23 protein-coding genes and 1 tRNA gene are annotated in these 22,229 nt (G+C 67.1%); 9 read left to right on the top strand and 15 right to left on the bottom strand.

Features of this window, described 5'->3' with window-relative positions:
• Nucleotides 1–8 precede the first annotated feature (8 nt).
• The gene (locus GN331_RS11185) at nucleotides 9–659 is read left to right on the top strand and encodes a protein-methionine-sulfoxide reductase heme-binding subunit MsrQ (protein WP_156642132.1); all 651 of its coding nucleotides are present in this window, start codon (nucleotides 9–11) and stop codon (nucleotides 657–659) included.
• Here the strand turns inward: GN331_RS11185 and GN331_RS11180 are convergent.
• Nucleotides 625–1,437 (bottom strand): FHA domain-containing protein, encoded by an 813-nt coding sequence (locus tag GN331_RS11180; RefSeq protein WP_331713460.1) that lies wholly within the window; start codon nucleotides 1,435–1,437, stop codon nucleotides 625–627. The two genes, GN331_RS11185 and GN331_RS11180, sit on opposite strands and share 35 nt — an antisense overlap.
• 56 nt (nucleotides 1,438–1,493) lie before the next feature.
• On the opposite strand from GN331_RS11180, the gene GN331_RS11175 reads away from it, so the two are divergent.
• A complete protein-coding gene (locus GN331_RS11175; protein ID WP_156642130.1) occupies nucleotides 1,494–1,769 on the top strand; it encodes a polyhydroxyalkanoic acid system family protein in 276 nt (91 codons plus the stop codon).
• On the opposite strand, the gene GN331_RS11170 is transcribed toward GN331_RS11175, so the two are convergent.
• Nucleotides 1,766–2,488 (bottom strand): DUF8198 family protein, encoded by a 723-nt coding sequence (locus tag GN331_RS11170; RefSeq protein ID WP_156642129.1) that lies wholly within the window; start codon nucleotides 2,486–2,488, stop codon nucleotides 1,766–1,768. The two genes, GN331_RS11175 and GN331_RS11170, sit on opposite strands and share 4 nt — an antisense overlap.
• 137 nt (nucleotides 2,489–2,625) lie before the next feature.
• On the opposite strand from GN331_RS11170, the gene GN331_RS11165 reads away from it, so the two are divergent.
• From GN331_RS11165 to GN331_RS11155, 3 genes are all read left to right on the top strand, one after another.
• Entirely contained in the window at nucleotides 2,626–3,864 is a 1,239-nt protein-coding gene (locus GN331_RS11165) for a patatin-like phospholipase family protein (RefSeq protein ID WP_156642128.1), read from the top strand.
• A gap of 68 nt (nucleotides 3,865–3,932) precedes the next feature.
• The gene (locus tag GN331_RS11160; RefSeq protein WP_156642127.1) at nucleotides 3,933–4,469 is read left to right on the top strand and encodes a phasin family protein; all 537 of its coding nucleotides are present in this window, start codon (nucleotides 3,933–3,935) and stop codon (nucleotides 4,467–4,469) included.
• A gap of 160 nt (nucleotides 4,470–4,629) precedes the next feature.
• Nucleotides 4,630–5,604: a restriction endonuclease gene (locus GN331_RS11155; RefSeq protein ID WP_156642126.1), complete on the top strand. Its 975-nt coding sequence runs from the start codon at nucleotides 4,630–4,632 to the stop codon at nucleotides 5,602–5,604.
• Nucleotides 5,605–5,631: 27 nt separating this feature from the next.
• On the opposite strand, the gene GN331_RS11150 is transcribed toward GN331_RS11155, so the two are convergent.
• Nucleotides 5,632–7,623 carry an SDR family oxidoreductase gene (locus GN331_RS11150; protein WP_156642125.1) on the bottom strand — a complete coding sequence of 664 codons (1,992 nt, stop codon included), beginning with the start codon at nucleotides 7,621–7,623 and terminating at the stop codon, nucleotides 5,632–5,634.
• 129 nt (nucleotides 7,624–7,752) lie between these two features.
• Here GN331_RS11150 and GN331_RS11145 point away from each other — a divergent pair, with 129 nt between their 5' ends.
• Both GN331_RS11145 and GN331_RS11140 read left to right on the top strand, forming a co-directional pair.
• Nucleotides 7,753–8,010, top strand: a complete 258-nt coding sequence (locus tag GN331_RS11145; RefSeq protein ID WP_156642124.1) for an acyl-CoA-binding protein — start codon at nucleotides 7,753–7,755, stop codon at nucleotides 8,008–8,010.
• Between the two features lies 1 nt (nucleotide 8,011).
• A complete protein-coding gene (locus GN331_RS11140) occupies nucleotides 8,012–8,638 on the top strand; it encodes a TetR/AcrR family transcriptional regulator (protein WP_331713459.1) in 627 nt (208 codons plus the stop codon).
• A gap of 100 nt (nucleotides 8,639–8,738) precedes the next feature.
• Here GN331_RS11140 and GN331_RS11135 read toward each other — a convergent pair whose 3' ends face one another.
• Nucleotides 8,739–8,972: a hypothetical protein gene (locus GN331_RS11135; protein ID WP_156642122.1), complete on the bottom strand. Its 234-nt coding sequence runs from the start codon at nucleotides 8,970–8,972 to the stop codon at nucleotides 8,739–8,741.
• Between the two features lie 131 nt (nucleotides 8,973–9,103).
• On the opposite strand from GN331_RS11135, the gene GN331_RS11130 reads away from it, so the two are divergent.
• Nucleotides 9,104–9,952, top strand: coding sequence for a hypothetical protein (locus GN331_RS11130; protein WP_156642120.1), 849 nt, complete (start codon nucleotides 9,104–9,106; stop codon nucleotides 9,950–9,952).
• A gap of 107 nt (nucleotides 9,953–10,059) precedes the next feature.
• Nucleotides 10,060–10,134: transfer RNA gene (locus tag GN331_RS11125), tRNA-Val, on the top strand.
• A 19-nt stretch (nucleotides 10,135–10,153) separates the two neighbouring features.
• On the opposite strand, the gene GN331_RS11120 is transcribed toward GN331_RS11125, so the two are convergent.
• The 11 genes from GN331_RS11120 to GN331_RS11070 form a co-directional block, all read right to left on the bottom strand.
• Nucleotides 10,154–10,699 (bottom strand): dihydrofolate reductase family protein, encoded by a 546-nt coding sequence (locus GN331_RS11120; protein ID WP_156642118.1) that lies wholly within the window; start codon nucleotides 10,697–10,699, stop codon nucleotides 10,154–10,156.
• Nucleotides 10,700–10,739: 40 nt separating this feature from the next.
• Nucleotides 10,740–11,060: an MmcQ/YjbR family DNA-binding protein gene (locus GN331_RS11115; RefSeq protein WP_156642116.1), complete on the bottom strand. Its 321-nt coding sequence runs from the start codon at nucleotides 11,058–11,060 to the stop codon at nucleotides 10,740–10,742.
• Between the two features lie 68 nt (nucleotides 11,061–11,128).
• Complete coding sequence (locus GN331_RS11110) at nucleotides 11,129–12,622, bottom strand: M56 family metallopeptidase (RefSeq protein WP_156642114.1); 1,494 nt, start codon at nucleotides 12,620–12,622, stop codon at nucleotides 11,129–11,131.
• Nucleotides 12,622–13,011 carry a BlaI/MecI/CopY family transcriptional regulator gene (locus GN331_RS11105; protein WP_156642113.1) on the bottom strand — a complete coding sequence of 130 codons (390 nt, stop codon included), beginning with the start codon at nucleotides 13,009–13,011 and terminating at the stop codon, nucleotides 12,622–12,624. Before GN331_RS11105 ends, GN331_RS11110 begins: the two co-directional genes overlap by 1 nt.
• A 63-nt stretch (nucleotides 13,012–13,074) precedes the next feature.
• Nucleotides 13,075–14,949: a carboxypeptidase regulatory-like domain-containing protein gene (locus tag GN331_RS11100; RefSeq protein WP_156642111.1), complete on the bottom strand. Its 1,875-nt coding sequence runs from the start codon at nucleotides 14,947–14,949 to the stop codon at nucleotides 13,075–13,077.
• Nucleotides 14,946–17,087 (bottom strand): DUF4175 domain-containing protein, encoded by a 2,142-nt coding sequence (locus GN331_RS11095; RefSeq protein WP_231734474.1) that lies wholly within the window; start codon nucleotides 17,085–17,087, stop codon nucleotides 14,946–14,948. The genes GN331_RS11100 and GN331_RS11095 overlap by 4 nt, the downstream gene beginning before the upstream one ends.
• Nucleotides 17,084–18,232 carry a BatA domain-containing protein gene (locus GN331_RS11090; protein WP_331713458.1) on the bottom strand — a complete coding sequence of 383 codons (1,149 nt, stop codon included), beginning with the start codon at nucleotides 18,230–18,232 and terminating at the stop codon, nucleotides 17,084–17,086. The genes GN331_RS11095 and GN331_RS11090 overlap by 4 nt, the downstream gene beginning before the upstream one ends.
• On the bottom strand, nucleotides 18,229–19,140 hold the full coding sequence (locus tag GN331_RS11085; protein WP_331713457.1) for a DUF58 domain-containing protein: 912 nt from the start codon (nucleotides 19,138–19,140) through the stop codon (nucleotides 18,229–18,231). The genes GN331_RS11090 and GN331_RS11085 overlap by 4 nt, the downstream gene beginning before the upstream one ends.
• Before the next feature lie 13 nt (nucleotides 19,141–19,153).
• Nucleotides 19,154–20,164, bottom strand: a complete 1,011-nt coding sequence (locus GN331_RS11080; RefSeq protein WP_156642109.1) for an AAA family ATPase — start codon at nucleotides 20,162–20,164, stop codon at nucleotides 19,154–19,156.
• 13 nt (nucleotides 20,165–20,177) lie between these two features.
• A complete protein-coding gene (locus tag GN331_RS11075; protein ID WP_331713456.1) occupies nucleotides 20,178–20,879 on the bottom strand; it encodes a DUF4159 domain-containing protein in 702 nt (233 codons plus the stop codon).
• A gap of 4 nt (nucleotides 20,880–20,883) precedes the next feature.
• Complete coding sequence (locus GN331_RS11070) at nucleotides 20,884–22,218, bottom strand: TldD/PmbA family protein (protein WP_156642107.1); 1,335 nt, start codon at nucleotides 22,216–22,218, stop codon at nucleotides 20,884–20,886.
• Between the last annotated feature and the right edge of the window lie 11 nt (nucleotides 22,219–22,229).

The following is a 22,229-nucleotide window of genomic DNA, read 5'->3' as shown; positions in this document are numbered from 1 at the left end:
GCGGGGTTTTGAAGGCGGTGCCCATCGCCAAGGGCGTCGTGCACGCCCTCGCGCTGCTGCCGGCCGTCTGGATCGGCCTGAAGATCAATGAAGTCGCGCAGACCGGCAGCGGGCTGGGTGCGGATCCGGTCGCCGAGATCGAACACTTCCTCGGCTTGTGGGCGCTGCGCTTTCTGATGCTTGCGCTCGCGATCACGCCGCTGCGGCAGTTGACGAACCAACCGGTGCTCGTGCGCTTCCGCCGCATGCTCGGGCTGTACGCGTTCTTCTACGCGAGCGTGCATTTCGGCGCGTATCTCGTGCTCGACCTGCGCGGCTACTGGACGACGATCTTCGCCGAGATCGCCAAGCGTCCGTACATCACGGTTGGATTTACTGCGTGGCTGCTGCTTGTGCCGCTGGCGATCACCTCGACCAAGGGTTGGATCAAGCGCCTCGGGCGCAACTGGGCGCGCCTGCACAAGCTCGTTTACGCGATCGGTGTGCTCGCGGTGCTGCACTTCTGGTGGCTGGTGAAGTCCGACATCCGCGAGCCCGCGCTGTACGCCGGCATCCTCGCGGTGTTGCTGGGCTGGCGGCTGTGGAAGTACCTGGCGACCCGGCGGCGCATGGCCGCCCTGGCGGTCAACCCGACGAGCCGAACAGCAGGATCGCGCTGAGGGCCGCGGCCAGCAGCAGCGCGGCGAACAACAGCCACGGCAGTCGCCGCGCATTGCGGGTGCGGCGCGGGCCGCGAATCGGCGCGTCGGAATGTTCGAGATCGATGTCGTCGGGCAGCGCCGGCGCCATCGCGTCGTGCACCAGCGAAGGACGCCCGGGCGATTCGACGACGAAGCGATGGTGCGCGTCGAACACGATCTGGTCGCCGGTGCGCAGAACCGCATCGCGCGCCGGCTCGCCATTCACCTGACTGGGCTCGGCGCCGTTGATGCCGCGAAGCACGACCAGCCCCTGCTGCACGTCGATGCGCGCGTGGCGTTCGGGGAATGCAGGGTCGTCGATGCGGATGTCGCATTCCGCGCCGCGGCCGACCAGGCGCGGCCGATCCAGCGTGAAGCTGCGCCCGTGGTACTGGCCGCCGACACCGCGCAACAGCACGCGCGGATCGCCGCCTTCGCCGCCGGGCGGCGGCAGTTCCTCGCGTTCGCGCGGCGCGCCGAGCAACACCGCTTCGCGCCCGTCGATGTAGATCGCATCGCCCACGCGCAGCATCGCCATGTGCTTCACCGGGCGCCCGTTCACGTGCACTGTGCGCGCACCGTCGGTGAGCTTGAGCCACGTCCCGCGGCGATCGACGCACAACTGCGCAAGCATGCGGGCGCCTTCGGCCACGATCGCGAGCGCGCCATCGGCCGCGCGGCCGATGCCGTGCAGCCCGGGGCCGATGCCGGCGTCGGGCTGGTTCGAATCAGGGAAGCGTAAGCGCAAGGTATCCACCGCGCGGGAATCTAGCAGACAATGCGCTCCAAACCACACGACGAGCCCGGCGCCCCATGTCGAAGATCGATATCCGCCACCCGCATTCCCAACCGATGGCCACCGCGCGCAAGTCGCTCGAACAAGTCGCCGCCAAGCTCGACGACCGTTTCGGCATGCAATCGCGCTGGGAAGGCGACACGCTCCACTTCAGCCGCTCGGGCGTGGACGGGCACATCGCACTGGAACCCGAATCGCTGCACGTCACCGCGCAATTGGGCTTCCTGCTTTCGGCGATGAAGGGCTCGATCGAGCAGGAAATCCGTCGCGTGCTCGACGAGAAGTTTGCCTAACGCGGTTCCCTGAAGGGGTCAGGTTCGGCCGCGAACAGGCGCGCCGCCACGACGCGCTCGCCGCGCTGGATCTCGGCGAGGAACGCATCGGCATCGCCCAGTTGTTTGAACGCAGCGACGCCGCGTTCGAGAAACCCCTGCAACTCCGACAAACCCGCCGCATGCGCGGGTCCGCGCGAGAGTTTGAGCAAGGTCGTGATCCCCGGCAGGCGCAAGGCACTGCCCACGCCATGGCCGACATCCCGGATCAGGTCGATCTGTTTCGACCGCAATCGCGGTAGCCCCACGCGCCGATAGGCCTCCGCATAGCGCGCGTCGTCCAGGCGCTTGCCCCGGGGCGCGATCGATCCGAGCGCCTGCGCCATCCGCAGGTCCAGTGCATGGGTCAGGTTGCCCAACGCGATGCCGTCGGCCACCGCGGCGAGCAACGAGGCCGGCAACAGGCGCTGCATCGTGGGCAGGACGCGGACGATGTCGGCGTCGCGCTGCGTGAAGTCGTGGTCGCCGTAGACGTCGGTCAGGAAGAAGCGCGCGGCCGCGGCGCGTTGCGGGTCTTCGAGGAAGCGCCGGAAGCTGCGCTCCAGCCGCGCCGCCTGCCAGCGCCGGAGTTCCGGCAGCCAGCGCAGGCCGTTGCGGGGCTCGCGCGCCGGATCGTGCAGCGCCTGGTGGCAGGCCAGGCGGCGTTGGAGGCGATGGACGACGTCGGCGTGGCGCGACATGCGGGGGAGGATATAGAGCGGGAATGGGGAATGGGGAATGGGGAATAGGAAATGCGCGGCGCTTCAGGTCACGTCGCCACAACCATTCCCCATTCCCTATTCCCGCTTTTCATCCGCCCCACCGCTAAACTCGCCCGATGCTCTCCCTCCACACCGCACTCGACCGCCCCTCCGCCTCCCGCCCTCCCAAGATCGGCCTGGCCGTCGCGGGCGGCGGCCCCATCGGCGGCATGTACGAGCTCGGTGCGCTGCGCGCGATGGACGAGGCGATCGGGGGCCTGGATCTCACGCGCCTGGATTGCTACGTCGGCGTCAGCTCCGGTGCGTTCCTCGCCGCGGGCCTGGCCAACCGCATGGACACCGCGGAGATGTGCCGGATCTTCATCACCGGCGACAGCGACGACGTGCAGTTCCGCCCCGAAACCTTCCTGCGCCCGGCCTTCATCGAATACATGCGCCGCGCCGCGAGCGCGCCGCGCCTGGCGATGGAATGGTGGCGCGACATCGTGTTCCGCCGCGGCGATTCGCGCTGGTCCGATGCGATCAACCGCTTCGGCGGGCTGGTGCCGACGGGCCTGTTCGACAGCGCGGAGATCGAACGCTTCCTGCGCGATGTGTTCACGCGTCGTGGCCGCAGCAACGATTTCCGCGAACTGGCCGCGCCGCTGTACGTGGTCGCGGTCGAACTGGACAGCGGCAAGGCCGTGCGCTTCGGCGGCGAAGACTGGGATGACGTGCCGATCTCGCGCGCGGTGCAGGCCAGTGCCGCGTTGCCGGGCCTGTATGCGCCGGTGGAAGTGCGCGGGCGGCATTTCGTCGACGGTGCGCTGCGTCGCACGATGCATGCTTCGTTGTTGCTCGAACGCGGCGTCGATCTGTTGATCGGCATCAATCCGCTGGTCCCGTTCGATGCGAATGTCGCCAAGCGTTCGCCCGACGGCATCGAGTCGCGCCTGTCCGAAGGCGGCCTGCCGATGGTGCTGTCGCAGACCTTCCGCACGCTGCTGCAATCGCGCATGCAGGTCGGCCTGCAGCGTTACGCGCAGACCTATCCGAACATCGACCAGCTCGTGTTCGAACCCAACAGCGACGACGGCGAGTTGTTCTTCACCAACGTCTTCTCCTTCTCCGCGCGCCGCCGGGTGTGCGAGATCGCCTATCGCAACACGCTCGACGATCTGCGCAAGCGCGCCGCCGAACTGCGACCGGTACTCGAAGCGCACGGCCTGTCCCTGCGCGAAGAGGTCATCAACGACACCACCCGCTCGATCCTCGACGGCCTGCCCCATCCGCCGCGCGCCACCGAAACCACCGCGCGCCTGCGCCGGGCGCTGGACGAAGTCGACCATCTGATCGCTTCCCGGCGCCAGGCCTGACGCCTTGGTGTGAATGCTCTAGCGGAGCGCCGGATTCTCCGTCGTAATCCTTGAAGGGCAACCACGCCATGGCCAAGCTGAAGAAGACCGCAAAGACCGCGAAGACCGCCCGCAAATCCTTATCCGCCAGCGCCGCCGCGCAACAGGCGCAGGCCGAGCGTCTGTCCAAGTCCATCAGCGAATCGGCGCAGCAGATCTGGCTCGCCGGCGTCGGCGCGTTCGGACGCGCGCAGGCCGAAGGCACGCGCCTGTTCGAAGGCCTGGTGAAGGAAGGCCTCAACCTGGAACAGACCGCGCGCAAGCTTGCGGGCAATCGCGCCGATGTCGTGCGCGACGCCGTCGAGAGCCGCGTGGGCCAGGCGCGTGAACGCGCCGTGGATACTTGGGACCGCCTGGAAAAGGTGTTCGAAGATCGCGTGCAGCGCGCGCTGGTCAAGCTCGGCGTTCCCAACCGCGAAGACCTGACGGCGCTGGCCGATCGCGTCGATGCGCTGACGGCTGAGCTTCGCCGCGTTTCGCCGCGTCGCACCACGACCGCCGCCGCGCCGGCGAAGGCACCGGCCAAGCGCGCGCGCAAGAAGGCGACGAAGAAAGCCGCCGTCTGATCCACCCGCGCAAACAAACAGCTCAGCCCGCCAGTCCACGCGGTTCCGTCGCTCCCCTCCCCTGACGGTTTCGGACTGGCGGGCTTTTTTGCGGCATGCGTTACATGGCGTACAGCGGCTGCTGGCGTAAGATGCGCCACCCCGCATTCGCAGACCCCGCATGCCTTCAGCGACATCGTTTCTGGTCGCCCTTGTCGTGATCGCGCTCACCGGCGCGCTCGGCACGCTCTACTTCTGGACGATCCGCCGCCGGCAGGACGAAGCGCTCAACGGCGTACGCGCGCTGTCGGCGATGCGCTGGCGCGAGTTCTCGCATTTCGTCATCGACGCGATGCGCCACCGCGGCTACGACGTGATCACGACCGACGACGAAGTCGACCGCGGGCAACAGACCGAATTCCTGCTGACGCGCAACGGCGAACGCGCGGTGCTCGGCTGCAAGCACGGCTCGGCCTACAAGCTCACCAAGCAATCGGTGGCCGAGTTCGTCGGCGCGATGAAGTTCCAGGGCGCGCGCAGCGGCCTGCTCGTCACGCCGGGTTCGATCGATCCCGATGCACGCAAGGCCGCCGAAGAAGCGCGCGTCGAACTCATCGATGGGACGGCGCTGTGGCCGGAGATCGCGCCGCTGCTGCCGCAGAGCCTGGCCGAGGACGTGCGCAAGGACGCGAGCCAGCGCGCGCGCCGCATGGTGTGGATCTCCTGGGCGGGCGCACTGGTCGTGGGCCTGGCCATCGGCTGGATGGTGGGCAGCAAGGACGCGCCGCCGCCGAAGGACATCACGCCGATCAAGATGCCGCCGGCCAACGCATCGGCCGAACTCGCGAAGGCCAGCACCGCCCCTGCCGCCCCTGTGCAGCCCGCCGGCGCCGCGATGCCCGTGACGACCGAGGAAGAAGAATTGCAGCGCGTCGAAGTCATCCGCCGCGTGTCGTCGTTGCCCGGCGTCTACCGCGCGACGTGGTCGACGAAGTCCACGCTGCAGGTGCAGGTCGACGAAACGACGACCGAACGCTTCGACGCCGTGTGCACGGTGCTGACGCGGTACGCGACCCTGCGCACCGCGCGCGTGTACCTGGAGCCGCCGGAGAACAGCGAGCAGAACCCGCGGTTCAAGCAATGTGCGACGCTCTGACGAGCGCCGCACTTCGGTTCCCTCGAATTACCAGTGCACCCCGCGCATCAGCGCGGCGAATGCGATCTGCTCCCCGCTCGGTTCCAGCTCGCCCTTGAGCGCCTTGCGGTCGCCCTTTGCGGCGGCCGAATCCGGGAACAATTCGAACGCGGTGTTCATCACCACTTCGTAGGCCTTCGGCGCCAGCGCGTTGATCACCGAGGCGAAGATGCCCAGGCGCGTGGCGATTCGGCTCGGGCGTTCGATGATCGCCTTCACGCACAGGTCCGCGGCTTCTTCGGTCGTCAGCGTCGGCACGCTGTCGTACATCTTGGTCGGCGCGATCATCGGCGTCTTCACCAACGGCATGTTGATCGTGGTGAACGCGATGCCCTTGCCCGACAACTCGCCCTGCGCGCAGCGCGACCACGCATCCAGCGCCGCCTTCGACGCGACATAGGCCGAGAAACGCGGTGAATTGGCCAGCACGCCGATCGAACTGATGTTGATGATGTGACCCTTGCGGCGATGGGTCATCGTCGGCAGGAAGCCCATGATCAGGCGCAGGCTGCCGAAATAATTCAGCTGCATCGTGCGTTCGAAGTCGTGGAAGCGGTCGTAGCTGAGTTCGATCGAACGACGGATCGAACGCCCGGCGTTGTTGATCAGGATGTCGACGTGGCCGTGCTCCTTCAGCACGGTGGCGATGAGCCGATCGCAATCGGCCATGTCCGCCAGGTCCGCGGTGTAGGCGAACACCTTGCCGCCCTTGGCCTTCATCTCATCGCGGGCCTTGAACAACTCCTCTTCGCCGCGCGCCACGATGATCGTGACCGCGCCGGCTTCGGCCACGCGCTGCGCCGTCGACAAGCCGATGCCCGACGAACCACCGGTGATCACGACGACCCGGTTGCGCACCTTGCCCTTGAGCGAGCGGTCGACGAACAGATCCGGATCCAGGTGGCGTTCCCAGTAATCCCACAAACGCCACGCATAGCTGTCCAGGCGCGGCACCGCGATGCCGCTGCCCTTGAGCGCGCGCTCGGCTTCGCGATTGTCGAAGCGCGTGGGATAGGTGATGAATTTCAGCACTTCCTTCGGAATGCGGAAGTCGCGCAGCAACATGCCGATGAAACGTCTCACGGGCGGCAGATTGCCCACCGCCGCGCGCACGCCACCGGGCACGAACGCGAACATGCGCGCATCGATGCGCATCGTCATTTCCGGCGCATGGCCGGCGCGCGCGAACGCGTTGAGCACCTCGCCCACGCGCATCGGTTCGGGATCGGTGAGATGGAACGTGTGCCCGTCGAGCTTGGGCTTGTGCGCGATGTGGTCCATTGCATCGGCGACGAAATCCACGGGCACGATGTTGATGCGCCCACCTTCCAGGCCGAGCATCGGCATCCACTGCGGCAGCATTTCGCGCAGCTTCTTGATGAAGGAGAAGAAGTAGTACGGGCCGTCGATCTTGTCCATCTCGCCGGTCTGCGAATGCCCGACGACCATGCCCGGCCGGTAGATGCGCCACTTGATGCGTTTTTCGTTGCGGACCAGGCCTTCCGAATCGTGCTTGGTGCGCAGGTAGGGATCGTCGAGGCCTTCGGCTTCGTCGAACATGTCCTCGCGCCACACGCCCGGATACAGGCCGGCGGCGGCGATCGACGAGGTGTGGTGGAAGGTGCCGGCGCCGATGGCGGCGGCCAGGTCCAGCGCGTGCTGCGTGCCTTCGACATTGGCCACGCGCTGCACTTCGGCCTTGGCCGTGAGGTCGTACACCGCGGCCAGGTGGAAGAAGTGCTTCACCTTGCCGTTGAGCGCACGCACCTGCGCGGGGCTGAGGCCGCACTTGGCGCCGGCCATGTCGCCCTCGACCGGCACGATGCGCTTCATGTCCCAGCCCATCTTCGCGCCGATGGCGTCGAGCTTCTTGCGCGAATCCTTGCGCACGAGCACGTGGATGGGGCCCTTGCGCTTGAGCAGCGCGCTGACCAGGTGGCGGCCGACGAAGCCGGTGGCCCCGGTGACGAAGTAGCTCATGTCCTGCGTGCTCCCCGATGTCCTGCGCCTACGTTGCCACGCCCTTGTCGGCGCCACAATTCCCCTGCGTATTGAAAACGTCGACACCACATGCTGTGATGCCCGCCTGCCGCCCGGGAGCACGCGCACATGTCCGACCTGAAAGCCCGCTTCGAACAGGCCGCCAAGGATGTCCAGGGCCTGTCCGAGCGCCCCGACAACGACACGCTGCTGCGCCTGTACGCGCTCTACAAACAGGGCTCGGAAGGCGACGTCACCGGCCCGAAGCCGGGGTTCTTCGATTTCGTCGGCACCGCCAAGTACGAAGCCTGGGCCAAGTTGAGCGGCACCGGGCAGGACGAGGCGATGCAGAAATACATCGACCTGGTGGGCAAGCTGACCGCCTGACGTGGCCCGCCAAACTCGACAGCGCATCCTCGATGCGTCGCTCGCGATGTTCAACGCGCAGGGCGAACCCAACGTCACCACCAACCACATCGCCGACGAGCTGGAGATCAGCCCGGGCAATTTGTACTACCACTTCCGCAACAAGGACGACATCATCGAGCACCTCTTCGGTCGTTACGAAGAGCGCATCGATACCGCCCTTGGCGCACCGGAAGGCCGCTTGCCCGGCCTGGAAGACATCTGGCTGCAGTTGCACCAGGTGTTCGAGTGCATCTGGGACTATCGCTTCCTCTATCGCGACCTGGCGAACATCCTCAGTCGCAACCGCCGCCTGCGCATTCGCTTCGCGCGCATCCTGCGGCGCGCGGACGAACAGACGCACACGGTGATGCGCGGCCTGTCGCAGGGCGGCGTGATGCGTGCGAGCGCCGATGAACTCGACGCGGCGGCGACGAATGTCCTGGTGATCGCGACGTTCTGGCTGAACTACGCGTCCGCGCGCGGCGACAAGGACGAACAGGCCTCGATCCGCGCGGGTATCGTGCAAGTGATGATGTTGCTCGCGCCGTTCCTGCGCGACGCCGAGCGCGTGCATTTGAATACGCTGACGCGCGCCTACATCGACTGAAGGGCGGGGAATGGGGAATAGGGAATAGTTATCTCGACGCAGGTCGCCATCGCGCCCCGGTCGCCTCGTAACAACTATTCCCTATTCCCCATTCCCTGCTTCACCGGCCCTTCCCGGCGAGCCTGCGCTGCGCATCGCGCTCGCCCGCCTTGCGCGAACCCGACGAATGCGCACTGCGCTTTGCGACCTTCTGCGTCGTCACGAACGGCGGCTCGGCCGGCGGCTCTTCCGCGATGGGCATGCGCCCGGCGATGCGGTCGGCGCTGCGGCGCAAACGCGCGAGCGCCCCGAGGCCCGCGAGCCAGAGATGACGGAGCGTGGTTTCCCGTGACATGAAGCCTCCTGCTTGAGAGCGCACGTTGCCGGCTGCACCTGGAGTAATCACACCACGGGTCACGCTGACATCTTGCGAAGACGCGCCCGCGGCGCAATGCTGCCGCTTCCATCGAATCCAGGAAGGTCCGCATGGCCAAGTCGAAATGGGCGCCGTTCCCGCATGACGCGAAAGCCTTCGCCTACGCGGGCGATGCGCTGAAGAAGGCCTGGCCGCAGTTGCACGCGGGCGACGCGGAGCCCTTCCCGGATGCCAAGCACGCCGGCAAGTTGTTGAAAGCCGCAGGAAAGTCGGCGCCGAAACTCGATGCCGACGCGCTCGCCGCCGCCCTGCAGGACGCCTGGCGCGCCTTCCATCGCGGCGATTTCCAGGCCGCGTTCGACGCCGGCGAAAAACTCGGCCCCATCGGTGCCTCGGTCGCCACCAAGGCCATCGGCATCCACGCCACCTATCTGGTCGACGACGACGCCGAAAAGCTCAAGCGCTTCGAACACGCCGCCAAACTGGCCGAAGCCGCCATCCAGGCCCTGCCCGACGAAGCCAACAGCCACTATCGCCACGCCTTCGCCCTCGGCCGCTACAGCCAGGGCCTGTCGATCGCCAAGGCGCTGAAGCAAGGCATCGCCGGCAAGGTCCGCGCCTCGCTCGATGCCGCGCTGAAGCTCGCGCCCAAGCACGCCGAAGCGCACACCGCGCTGGCGCTCTACCACGCCGAAATCATCGGCAAGATCGGCGCGATGATCGGCGGCCTTACGTATGGCGCGAAGGCGAGCGAGGCCGAATCCCACATCAAGACCGCGCTGAAGCTCACGCCCGACTCGCCCATCGCGCATGTGGAACACGCCAACGTCCTGCTGCTGCTCCACGGCGACAAACAGGAAGACGCGGCCGCCGCGGCCTTCGAAAAAGCCGCGAAGGCCAAGCCGAAGGACGCCATGGAGACCCTCGACGCGGCGTACGCCCGCGACCAGATCGAGTGAATGGGGTGCGGGCGCAAGCGTGGAAAGCGCGCGACCCGTTGCCCGAATGGCGCAGCTTCCGTAGAATGCCGCGCCTGCCCCGCCCCGCGGCGGTAGTCGAAGCACCCGGGCGGTTAGCTCAGCGGTAGAGCATTGCCTTCACACGGCAAGGGTCGCAGGTTCGAACCCTGCACCGCCCACCAGATCTGGACGAAGGCCACCCTAGCGGTGGCCTTTTTCGTTCCCGACGCGATATTCGCTCTGCACCAGGCCACTCGCGTACTGCCGCGTGGCGACATGCGTGAGGTGGATGTCCTGGTCCAACGGGCCGAAGAGCGGAACGCCGCTGCCGATCAGCACGGGCACGTGCGTGACGATCAGGCGCTGGATCAATCCGGCGCGCAGGAATTGCTGGATGGTGCGTCCGCCATCGATATACAGATGCCGAAATCCGCGGGCTGCGAGCTGCGATGCGATGTCGCTCGCCTCGCCCGACATGCGTTCGACGACGGCGCCGGCGGGTGCGTCGCGTAGCGGCCTGCTGCTGAGGACGAAGACGGGCTTGTCGCCATACGGCCATTGATCGAACGCCAGCACGACGTCGTACGTCTTGCTGCCGATCACCAGTGCGTCCACCGACGCGATGAATTCTTCGTAGCCGTGCGGCTCACCGCCGCCGGGCGGCAGGAAATCGAGTGCGCCGTCGGCGCGCGCCATGAATCCGTCGACGCTGGTTCCGACGAAGACCGAGGCGCGAATGGCGGTCATCGCGCGCGCGCGGGCGGTTGGAGGGCCATGACGGCCAAGGTTACCGCGACAGGCGTTTCGGCGCCTTGTTCGCCCAGGCCTTGTGCACGAGTTGGAGGACGATGTCGGGCTTCGCTTCGTGCAGCGCGATACGCAGGCCGGCAACGCGCGTACCCCACATCAGCTTCTCCGCGAAGCCCGGATGCAGCGCCAATGCCAGCTCGCGATCCTCTTCCGCGACGAACAGGTGCACGTGCTTCTCGTCGGGCGGCACGGTCATGAAGATCTTCCCGCCGACGCGGAAGGAAGCGAAATCGAAGTGCGGCGCCTGCGTGACTTCGGCAAGCGACAACGCTTCAGCGCGAACTTGTTCGAACTTCATCGCTGCTCCACCGCGACTCGACGTCGCTCTCCGCCGACACTACGGAACCGAAGTCCCGTCGACAAGCATCAACGCGCGGCGACGCGACGCACGGTCCAGACATCCGACGCACGATCGGCTTGGACGGCGAACGTTGCACGTCCCTTCGGACCCGCGAGTTCGACTTCGATGTCCGCCTCGCCGCCCGCACCGTCGACCTGCACGTTGCCGTTGACGGGTTGCATCGTCGCATGCACCGGCGAGCCGAGGCGTGCAACGACACTGTCCTGCATCACGACCTGCGCCAGCAATGCCTGAAAGTGCACGTCGCGGTCGAAGTCCAGCGGCGGCGGCACCGCGATCCTGGCGACGTCCGTCGTCCACTTTTGCGTGACATCGTCGATCCAGCGGCGCGACGCGGCGTCGATGGCACGCGCATCGCCGTTCTCTTCGTACACCTCGGTTGCGCGGCCATTGGCATCGACGCTCACGCGATAGAAGCGGCGTTTGTCGACACCGTTGGCGGAGATCTCGCGATAGTCGCCGGCCTTCAGCGGACCATCGGTCGACGCACGCACCTCGAGATCCGGCATGTGGCCGCCCGCGAAGCCTAGTTGCACGGCGAGCAACAACCCGCCGATCGCCAGGGCGCCGAATGCGACGAGCGCACCGCGGCGTGCACGGGTGGGCGGAACCGACAACAAGCGCGTGATGCGTGGCATGAGCGAACCTCCGGTGGCGGCGAGCGTGGGTGGTGCGAGGGCGTGGCGTTGCGCAGCGAGCGCGGCCAGCGCTTCGGCGAGGGCGATCGGATTGCCGCAGGCGGCGACCGCGAGATCGTCGCAGGCGTGTTCGCGTTCCTGGCGGATGCGCTTGCCGAGCCACCACACCGCGGGGTGGAAGAACAGGACGGTTTCGACGCCGCATTGCACGCCGTTCCACAGCCAATCCTTGCGCGCGACGTGCGCGAGTTCGTGGGCGAGCAAGGCTTCGAGTTGATCGGCCGGCGCACGCGCGAGCAGACCCGCGGGCACGAAGACGATGGGCCGCAGCCAGCGGGCGGCGCACGGCGTCACGACGTCGTTCGAGACGCGGACGATGACGTCGCGCGTAATGCCCAGCGTGCGGCGCAGCGATTCGACGCGTTGCTGCCAGTGCAGCGGGAGTGACACATGCGGCGCGCGTTCCATCGCCGACAACGCGCGCAATCCTGCGACATGACGCAACAGCATCGCGGCGACGCCGAGCATCCACGGCAACACGATCCATGCGGCGATCGGCGAGGTTTGGCGAACGAGCGCCCCCGCATCGGCCAACGTGGGCGCGCCGATGGTCGCCCAGGGCATGGGATCGAGCGCCCGCGGATCGCTAAAGCCCAGGACGAACTGCAATGCAGGCACGACGAGCATCGCAAGGAGAAACCCCATCCCGACCAGATGACGGGTGGCCGCACTCGCGCGCGTCATCGCACGCAATCCGAGCGCCGCCGCGACGCCGATCAGCGCCGCTTGCCACACCGCGTGCAACAACGCCGACGCGAGGGCCGGAACGAAGCCGAATTGCAGCGTGGCGAACGTTTCCATCACGTCTTGCGCTTCTTTTTCGCGTCGGCGATGAGTTTGGCGATGGCGTCGAGTTCTTCCGGACTCGTCATCGCATCATCGAGCGCACGTTGCACCAATGCCGTCGCCGAACCCGAGAAGGCCTTGCGCACGAGATCCTTCAACAGCGAGGCCTGCACCACCGGCTCGGCGTGCACCGCGCGATAGGTGTGCGTGCGCTGCGCGTCGTCGCGGAGGACCAGGCCCTTGTCGGCCATGATCGTCAGCATCTTCAGGACCGTCGTGTAGGCCGTGTCCTTCTGTTGCGACAGCACGGCGTGGACCTCGCGCACGCTCATCGGGGCGGCTCCCGCCCACAGGACGCGGAGCAGTGCGAGTTCGCCTTCGGTGGGGTGCGGCGTGGCGGGCATGGTGGCGTCCGATTGACTACGGCGCCATTAGTACTAACGTCTTAGTAGGTTGTCAAGCGGGGCCTAAGACGCCTTTGCGAAGCCGATGCGCGCGCGTTCGAACCACCAGAGCGCGGCGCTTGCCAGCAGCCATGCGAGCCACCACGGCCAGCGTTCGCCGGGGTTCTGCGGAACCGGGCGATTGGCCGCGTTCGCCGAATTCGCCGCAGAGGACTCGGCCGCCAGGCGAAGCGTGGCTTCGCGCACGAGGTTCGCGTGCAAGTTCGGGGCTTCGTTCACGGCCCTGACGTTGAAGCGCTGCGTGCGCGATTGCGACGTGACCTGGTGCCAACCCGCTTCGCGCGGCCAGTAAGCGGCGCATGCGCGCGTGCCGCTCGCGGGATCGATCGACAAGGGGGTTTGCTTTCCACTCGGCGATGCGACCGTCGCTGCACGCGAAAGGCCGCACAGTGCGACGCGTTCGCCGACGCGCGATTCACCTTCGACGCTGATCGGAGAACTCGACTGCGCGCGCGCAAGTGTCGCGACGGCATCGCTCCACGTTTCGGCATGCAGATCATCTCGACCGGCGAGGACCAGCCGATACGTATCGGTCAGCGGCCAAACGGCCACGCGACCGCGGCCTTCGGCACGCCAGAGCGCGAGCGGTTGATCGCCCTGGTCGCGCAGGAGTGCGATGCCGTCGTTCGCCGCAACGCGCAAGGTACGTCGCGTCAGCGCGGGTGATTCGGGAACGGGCGCCGCAGCACTGCGGGCCTGGTCGCGCGTGCCGGGCCCGATGCGGGCGCGCAGCGCGTCGTCATCGCGACGCGATTCGAGCAAATGGACGTCGACGGCATCGCGACCTGCATCGACGGCGAAGCCGAGTGCGCGCAGACGACGCTGCTCCGACTCCGACAACGCGGCGGTGACGCGCAACAGCACGCCGAGGCCGCCATGGAGCGCATCGGTCAAGGCCACACGTTGGCCCTCGCCCAGGCTCGACCATGCGCGATCGTCGAGAATCACGAGGTCGAATCCCTTCAAGCTCGTGGCATTCAATGCAATCGGCGCATCGCCGAGTTGCGCGCCGCCGCCGACCGACATCTGCACCTGCAGCGCGATGCCCGCATCGCGCGCCCAGCGACGCAGGTACTTGATCTCGGGGCCGGGCGCACCGGCGAGCAACAACGCGCGCGGCGCAGGTTGCGCTTCGACCTCCAGCGGCAACGCGATCTCTTCGACGACGCGCTGGGCCGCATCGCGCAGACGCAGCGTGAAAGTCGCGGCGCCGGGAACACGCGTCGTTGCGCTCAAGGTGAAACGGCCTTCTTCGTTGAGCGCAGCCCGATCGACGCGCAGACCAGCGGGATCGCGCAATTCCGCACTTCCTCCGCGCAGGCCGTGCGCGCGGCCGTCAATGCGGAACGTGCCGCCCGCAATGGCACGCACCGGTGCATCGAGTTCGATCAGGCCGGGCTTCAGCGCATTGGGAACGAAGGCGACCGCATCGCCATGAACCGCTTCCCGATCGCGTGCCTCCAGGCCCGCACCGAGCACGCGAATCCGTTGCATGCCCGGATGGCGACGCAACGCCGTTCCCAGATCCGGCGCGCGCTCGACACCCGCCAATGCAGGCGCTTCCGGCAAGGCCACGACGGCATCGCCCCCCTGCCCCGCGCCCAACGCCGAAGCGGGCGTCTCCGCGGTCGCGACGACAAGCGTGCCCGCCTCGCCCGGCGTGGTGGGCGGCAACAACGCGAAGTACAACAACGCCGCGCAAACCGGTTGCGCGAGCACGAGCACCGCGACACGCCAGGTTGCCGCGCGTTGCGTCGCAGCGGTCCGCATGTGCCGCACGATCAGGCGCGTCATCGAAAACACGACGACGATCGCCAGCACGCATCCGACCACGACGGCCAGATCGAACGTGTGCGTCCCGAACGTCATCGCGTTCATGGCGCCCGCTCCTCGCGCAGCGCATCCAGATACGCACGCGATGCAGGATCATCGCCGGCGCGGCGCGACACATTGGCCGCGGGTCGCGGCAGCAAGTGCCACAACAACGCCCGCAAGTCGCGGCGGCATCGGACGCACTGCGGCTCCGCACGCAATGCCTCGATGGCCGCGACGAACGCGAGCGGATCCGGCAATTGCGACTGATGCGCGCCCAGCCAGCGTTCGAGCGATGCGAAATCGACGGTCGACGTTCGCGGGCCGTCTTCCAACGCGCGCCACAGGGCCGCGAGTTCCGGATCGGCCGCCGGTGCCGCGGCCACGGCATCTCCGCGCGTCACCGCGCCGCGGTCGCCAGTCATGCGGCGCGTCTCGTCGATCGGCGGCAACTCGGTGCCCACGCGCGCCAGGTAGATGCGCGTCGCTTGCTGCACTTCCTTGATGAACCCAAGTGCGCGATACGCAAACGGCAACGCATCGTCCGGCTTGCCCTGCCGCAGCTGCAATTCGGATTGCCACATCTGGTCGAGCGCTTTCTTGAGGGTCGCACGCGTTTCCGGATCGAGCAGCGTGGCGGCCTCGGGTTGATCGTGCGTATGGCCGAACTGTTGGACGACCGCCTGTTCCTGGCCGAATGCGGGCGCAGACGTCGCATTGCTCGCGGCGTGATCGTGATCGTCGGCCGGCTGCGCGCTGTCGTGATCGTCGGTCGCATCGTTCGTTGGCGGCGGCTGCGGCTCGCCTTCGGCCTCCTCGCCGAGGAACTGGCCGTAGCGCATACGCAGGATGCGCTGGTCGACGCCGATCGCGTCGCTCTTCGCGAGGAAGCGCTCGTTGGCGAGCGTGCGCTTTTCCTTCAACAGCGCTTCGGCATCGATGATGATCTGGCGCTGGCTGCGGAAATACGCAGGCAACACTTTCTTGACCATGCCGTCGACACCCGTGGCTTCCGCGCCGAGGTCCGGCGGCCAGCGCAGGATCACGCTCGCACTGCGCGCACTCTGCGCACCGGGCGATCGGTTGTCGTCGACGCGCAGTTGCGCGACGAGGTCGTCGCCTTCGGCCAGCCCGAGCGCGCCGAGATCGATTTGGCGCACGTAGCGCTTCGACGTGGCCGCACCCGTTCCACCGACGCCGAGTTCCTGCTCGCGGAACTCGATCGCCTCGCCGCTGCCATGCGCGACGGTGATGCGCAGGCGCGCATTCGGCGACACACCGTAATCATCGGTCGCTTCGAACGCGAGCGCCCACGTGCGTTGACCGGACTTCATCAAGGTCAATCCGCGATCCGGCGTAACGACGCGCAACTCCGGCGGGCGATCGGCGATCGCGTCGAGGCGATGCAGCGTCGTCTTCTGCAACGGCGGGGCGTCCTGCAGGACGATGCGGTAGAGCGCGGAGCGTGCGAGCGTGTCGGTTGCGCGCCAAGTATCGCCTTCGCGTGCGAGCGCGAGACGCCGGCCGTCGTGGAAAACCAGTTCGGCATGTTCGGGTTGCGGCGCGAAGCGCAGCGTCCATTGCAGGCGCGTGCCCTGCGGCGCCTTTGCATCGAGTGTCGTCGACTCGCGCGCCGGCAGGCGTGTGTAGGCCGGCGGCGTGATGGCAAGCGTTTGCGCGACGATGCGCGTGTGCGTCGGCTTTCCGGAGGAAACGCCCATGTTCGCGAGGACGTTCTCGAACGTCACCGGCTGACGTTCGGGCCACGCGAGGATGCCCGCGATGGCGAGCGTCGCGAACACGGCGCCGATGGCAATGACGCGCGACGACCAACGCGGGCGCAGGTCCGGCGTGGGCGCGGATTCCAGGCGCGCGGTGAGGCGCGCGATCTGCAGGCGTTCGAGCGTCGTGAGTTTTTCCGGCGCCGCGAACAACAGATCGGTGCTGTCTTCGAGGTCGGGGCGACGCGCGTCGAGTTCGCGCACCAACCACGCGGTGTCGAGCTGTCGCACTCGATGTCGCACGAATGCAGCGGTCGCGACAATGGCGAGCATGGCCACGAGTCCCGCAACGCGTGCGCCTCCGAGCCGCCACGCCAAGACGATCGACAATGCGATCCACGGCAAACACGCGAGCACGACGTCGAGGCCGCGCCGAACGCGCGCATCGTGCAACATCCCACGCAAGCGGCTCGCAGCACTCATGGTGCGACTCCGCGGCGGGGACGCGTGGCCATCCAGCGCTCCATTGCGAACACGAGCAGGATCAACAGCACTAGCCATGGCGCGAGGTCGCGCGGTGCCGGTGGGAACGCAGCGGCGCCGGCGGTCGGCGCATGATCGGCGGCCGAGACGCGCGCGGGCATCGCGGCTGCCGGTTCGAGCGCCGCGCGCAAGCGTTGCGGAAACGCACCTTCAAGCAGGACGGGCATCTGGGCGGGCACGAGCGGCTTTGCGAAGCGCAACACGCGGCCACGCCCGAAGGCCGCGCCTTCCATCAACACCGCTCCATCGTCATCGCGCCACACGGGTACGACGGCCGGCATGTCGGCGATGGTGGCCTGTGCGTCGAGCACCACCGTGCCGCCCGCGCGCACCCACTCGATGACGTCCACCGGCACGGGGCCGGGAACGAGCCAGGCAGCGTGCTTCGCTTTCGGATCGATGGGCTGTTGCGATGGGGCGACATCGGGCTTCGATTGCCACGCGAGGTTGGCAGCGCGCAGATAGCGAACGGCATCCTTGCGTTCGGGTGCGTAGCGAATCGAGAGACTCGTCGGCTGATTCTCGCCTGCCCCTCTGCTCGGCGGAGAATGGTTTTGAACAACGCGCCAATCGACCTGGCGACTCAACTTCGGAATCTGTCCATCGACCCCATCGAGCGTCGCCGGAACGACCACCGTCAACGCAACATCCGGCGGCAACGTCGCATCCAGCTCACGCAACACGCTGGTGACCGACGCATCCGATTGCGCCGGCGTCGACGTCAACGCAGGAAACCCAGGCGCCAACCAATGCCACCGCGCATTCTTCGCCACGGCGACACGCTTCGCTTGTGCCACGTCGATCCCGGGCGCCACCGCCACATACGGCGCATGACTCGCCGCGCCGAACACCACCGGCTTGGCGAGCAACACGCCCACCAACGCGACGAGCCCCACGCGCACCAGCAACAGCGGCCACTCGTCGAACCGGATGCGATGCCGCGGCTTCGGCTTCTGTCGCAGCCATTGCAATGCGGCGAACACCGTCGGGCGTTGCTCGCTGCGACGCGCGAGATGAATGATCAGCGGCAGCAGCACGGCCGCCAGCGCGGCGAGCCCGGCGGGCAACAGGAACGCCAGGTTCACGTGTACTCCGCGGCGTCGCGCGCGCCGAACAGGCGCCGCAGCGGCAGATCCAGCGGTTGATCGAGCACGTAATCGGCGTGGCGGATACCGGCCGCATCCAGCCGCGCCTGCATCGCACGTCGCGCTTCTGCGAAACGCGCGAGGAAATCCGCCTGCATCGCCGGCCCATCGCCGAGCAATTCTTCGCCAGTCTCCGGATCGCGAAAGCGATGCCCGCCTTCGAACGGGAAGTCGCGCTCTTCCGCCGTCAAGATCTGGATCGCAAGCACTTCGCGCCGCGCCGCCGCCATGCGCGTGACGACATCGACCGCGCCTTCGTCGAACAGATCGCTGAGCAACACCACGAGATCGCCCGCGCCGATGCGTTCCCACAAGGGTCGCAACTGCTCCGCGGTCGGCCAGCGGCCTTCCGGCGCGAGCCCGTGCAATTCGAGGAACAATCGATCGCGTTGCCGCACCGACGATCCCGGCGGCACCAGGCGCACGCCATCGCCGCGCAACACCGCCATGCCGAAGCGATCGCCCTGTCGCAACGCGAGCTCCGCGATGCACGCCGCAAGGCCCTTCGCGGCCGACAAGCGCGACCAACCGGGCCGCGCCGCATCTTCCTGCGCCATCGACGCGGTCGCATCGACGAGCAACCACACGGCGAGCGGACTCTCGCGCTCAGCCTCCCGAACAAAGAAGCGATCCGAACGCGCGTAGAGCTTCCAATCGACCTGGCGTAATTCGTCGCCCGGCTCGTACGCACGATACTGCGCGAACTCCAGGCCGGCGCCGCGACTGCGGCTGTGATGCAACCCCACGCCCTGCAACCCCACGGCGCGACGCGACACCAGGCGCAAGTCCTTCAACCGCGCGCGCACTTGCGGCGGGATCAACTCGGCGATAGTTGGGCCTGCACGCACGTCGTGCCTCGCGTCAGGCGGCGAACGGCACGCTGCGCAACAGCGCCGCGATCACGTCGTCCGCACTCTTCTGTTCGGCTTCGGCAGCGAAGGACAGCAGCAGGCGATGGCGCATCACGGGTGCGGCGAGCGCGAGGATGTCCTCGCGCGTGGCCGCGAGGCGGCCGTGCAACAACGCACGCGCCTTCGCAGCGAGCACGAGCGATTGGCCCGCACGCGGGCCCGCGCCCCACTTCACCCATTGGCGAATTTCGGCCGGGGCGTGTTCGCTCGGACGGCTCGCGCGCACCAGGCGCGTGATCCATGCAAGCAGATCGGGGCCGAGATGCACTTCGCGCACGCGCGCCTGCAAGGCCAGCACTTCCTCACCGTGCATCACCTCGGGCACCTGGCCCATCGTCGAGCCGGTGGTCTGCGCGAGGATGTCGTATTCCTCGCGCTCGCTCGGATAATCGACGCGGATGTGCAGCAGGAAGCGATCGAGCTGCGCTTCGGGCAACGGATACGTGCCGGCCTGCTCCAGCGGATTCTGCGTGGCGAGCACGAAGAACGGCGACGGCAACGCATGCGTCACGCCGGCATAGCTCACCGTGCGTTCCTGCATCGCTTCGAGCAACGCGGCCTGCGTCTTCGGCGGCGTGCGATTCAATTCATCCGCAAGCAGCAGATTGGTGAAGATCGGGCCCGGCTGGAAACGGAAGTGACGATGGCCGGTGCCGTGGTCTTCTTCCAGCAACTCGGTGCCGAGGATGTCGCTGGGCATCAGGTCGGGCGTGAACTGCACGCGGCGGAATTGCAAGTCAAGCGCTTGCCCGAGCGAGCGCACGAGCAGCGTCTTGCCCAGGCCCGGCACGCCTTCGAGCAAACAATGCCCGCCGGCGAGCAAGCCGATCAGCAGCTGCTCGACCACCGCCTCCTGCCCGACGATCGCCTGCGCGATCGCATCGCGCAACGTGGACAGACGCGCGAGCTGCGCCTTCAGATCAGCTTCGGTGAATGTCGTGTTGGAGCCGGTGTCGTTCATGCGCGTTCGCCCGTCAGCTGTTCAATGCGTACATCACGATGTTGACCGCGAACTTGGTGTTGTCCTCGGCCAGGAAGCGCTTGTTGCGCCAGTCGTAATCCCACTCGCAACCATAGTCCTTGTTGCTGTAGAGGATGCCCAGGCGCCCGTCGATCTCGATCCCGCGCAGGTAATCGTGCACGAGGTCGTCGCCCCACCCGTTCAACTCGAAGCCTGTCGCCGGCGGCCCGTCGGGAAACTTGAAGAAGCTGCGATACAACGGATGCGTGTTCGGCAGCTTGCGCAGCGCCTTCGGCCCGAAGATCGACGCCATCTGCGCTTCGAAGGATTTTGCGAACAACCCATCGATGTCGTGGTTGCAGTCGTCGACGAACACGAACCCGCCATTGCGCACGTAGCGCTCGAAGTTGCGCCGCTCCTGCGGATTGAACTCCACCAGCTTGTGCCCGGCCAGGTAGCAGAACGGCGCGGTGAGCATCTTCGGATCGGCCAGCGCCAGCACGTGTTCCTTCGGGTCCACGCGCAGGTTGGTGTAGTCGATCAGCGACGTCACCAGGTTCGACGGCATGCGCTGGTCGACATCCCAATCGCCCGAGTCGTACTTCAGCCGCGTGAGCCAGAAGTCGTACTCCACGCGCGCCGCACGCGCCAGCGGCGGCAATGCAGCTCCGGCTGCCCCGAGCAGGAGCAGCCGGAGGAACTGCGCGCGATTCACGTGCTCACACCGCGTCCGAGAGCGAGGTGAAGGTGAAGTCGCGCAACTTCATCGGCGGGATCATCATGATCAGCGAGGACTCGTCGCCCGCAACGCGCACCGGCTTGCCGAGTTCCTCGATGTTGTTGAGCATGATCACCGGCGATTCGTTGAAGCGGAAGTTCTTCACCGGATGCTTGATCTGCCCGTTCTCGATGTAGAACGTGCCGTCGCGCGTCAGGCCCGTGAGCAGCACCGTCTGCGGATCGACCAGGCGGATGTACCAGGTGCGCGTGACGAGGATGCCCTTCTGCGTGCCGGCCACCAGTTGCGCGGTGCTCTTGTCGCCACCGGACATGATCAGGTTGCCCGGCTCGGCCTGCGCGGTCTTGCCCTGCTTCTTCGCCCAGTAGCGCGAGTACTGCATGGCGACCACCTTGCCGTCCTTCACGATCGGCATGTTCTCGCGCGGCAGGCCTTCGCCATCCCACGGAAGCACCGGCGCATTGGGGTCGGCCGGGTTGGCGCTGAAGTTCACGCGCGGGTCGAAGACCTGCTCGCCGAGCTTGTTGCCGCCGCCCTTCTTCGACAGGAAGCTGCGGCCTTCATCGGCCTCGCGCGCACCGAAGAAATTGAACATGAAGGAGATCAGGCCCGCGGCCGCGGCCGGTTCCAGGATCACCGTGTACTTGCCGGGCTCCAGCGCCTTGGCTTCGGCCGATTCGGTGGCCTTGCGCATCGCGACGCGGATGTCGTCGTCGGCCTTGAACTCGTTGGACGCCTTGACGTTGCGCCCCACCCAGCCCGAACCGCGACCATCTTCGGTCCGCACCGTGCAGGTGTAGTCGAAGCTCGTCGCGCGCTGGTAACCGAAGTTGCCCTTGCTGTTGGCGAAGGCCACGAAGCTCTGGCCGTCTTCGAGGAAGCCTGCGGCGATCAGCTTTTCGTTCTTGCACGGCGCGATCGAATCGGCCGCGACCTGCGCGCGATATTCCGGCGTGATCGCCGCGGTCGATTCGCTGAAGGTCGGCGTGGGCGCGTAGGTCTGCTTGTCGATCGCCGGCATGAACTCCGGGTTTTCGGGTGCGAGGCGCGCGAGTTCTTCGGCGCGGCGCACCACGCGTTCGAGCGAGGCATCGTCGAACTCGTTGATCGTCGCCACGCCCACGCGCTTGCCGAAGGCCACTTCGACCGCGAGGTCGGTGTCTTCGACGATGCCGCTGGTGGAAATGTTGTTGAGGGCGAAGCGGATGTTGCCGTCGACCGAGCCGGTCAGCTGCGCCGTGGTCTGGTCGGCCTTCGACAGCTTGATGACCTTGTCGAGGATGGCCTTGGCCTGCGCTTCGTTGAGGATGCTCATTTAGGTGGGTC

The organism is Noviluteimonas gilva, from assembly GCF_009740395.1.
Taxonomy (GTDB): Bacteria; Pseudomonadota; Gammaproteobacteria; order Xanthomonadales; family Xanthomonadaceae; genus Noviluteimonas; species Noviluteimonas gilva.
Note: the sequence above shows the minus strand (reverse complement) of the source record. Positions and strands in the feature narration are given on the sequence as shown.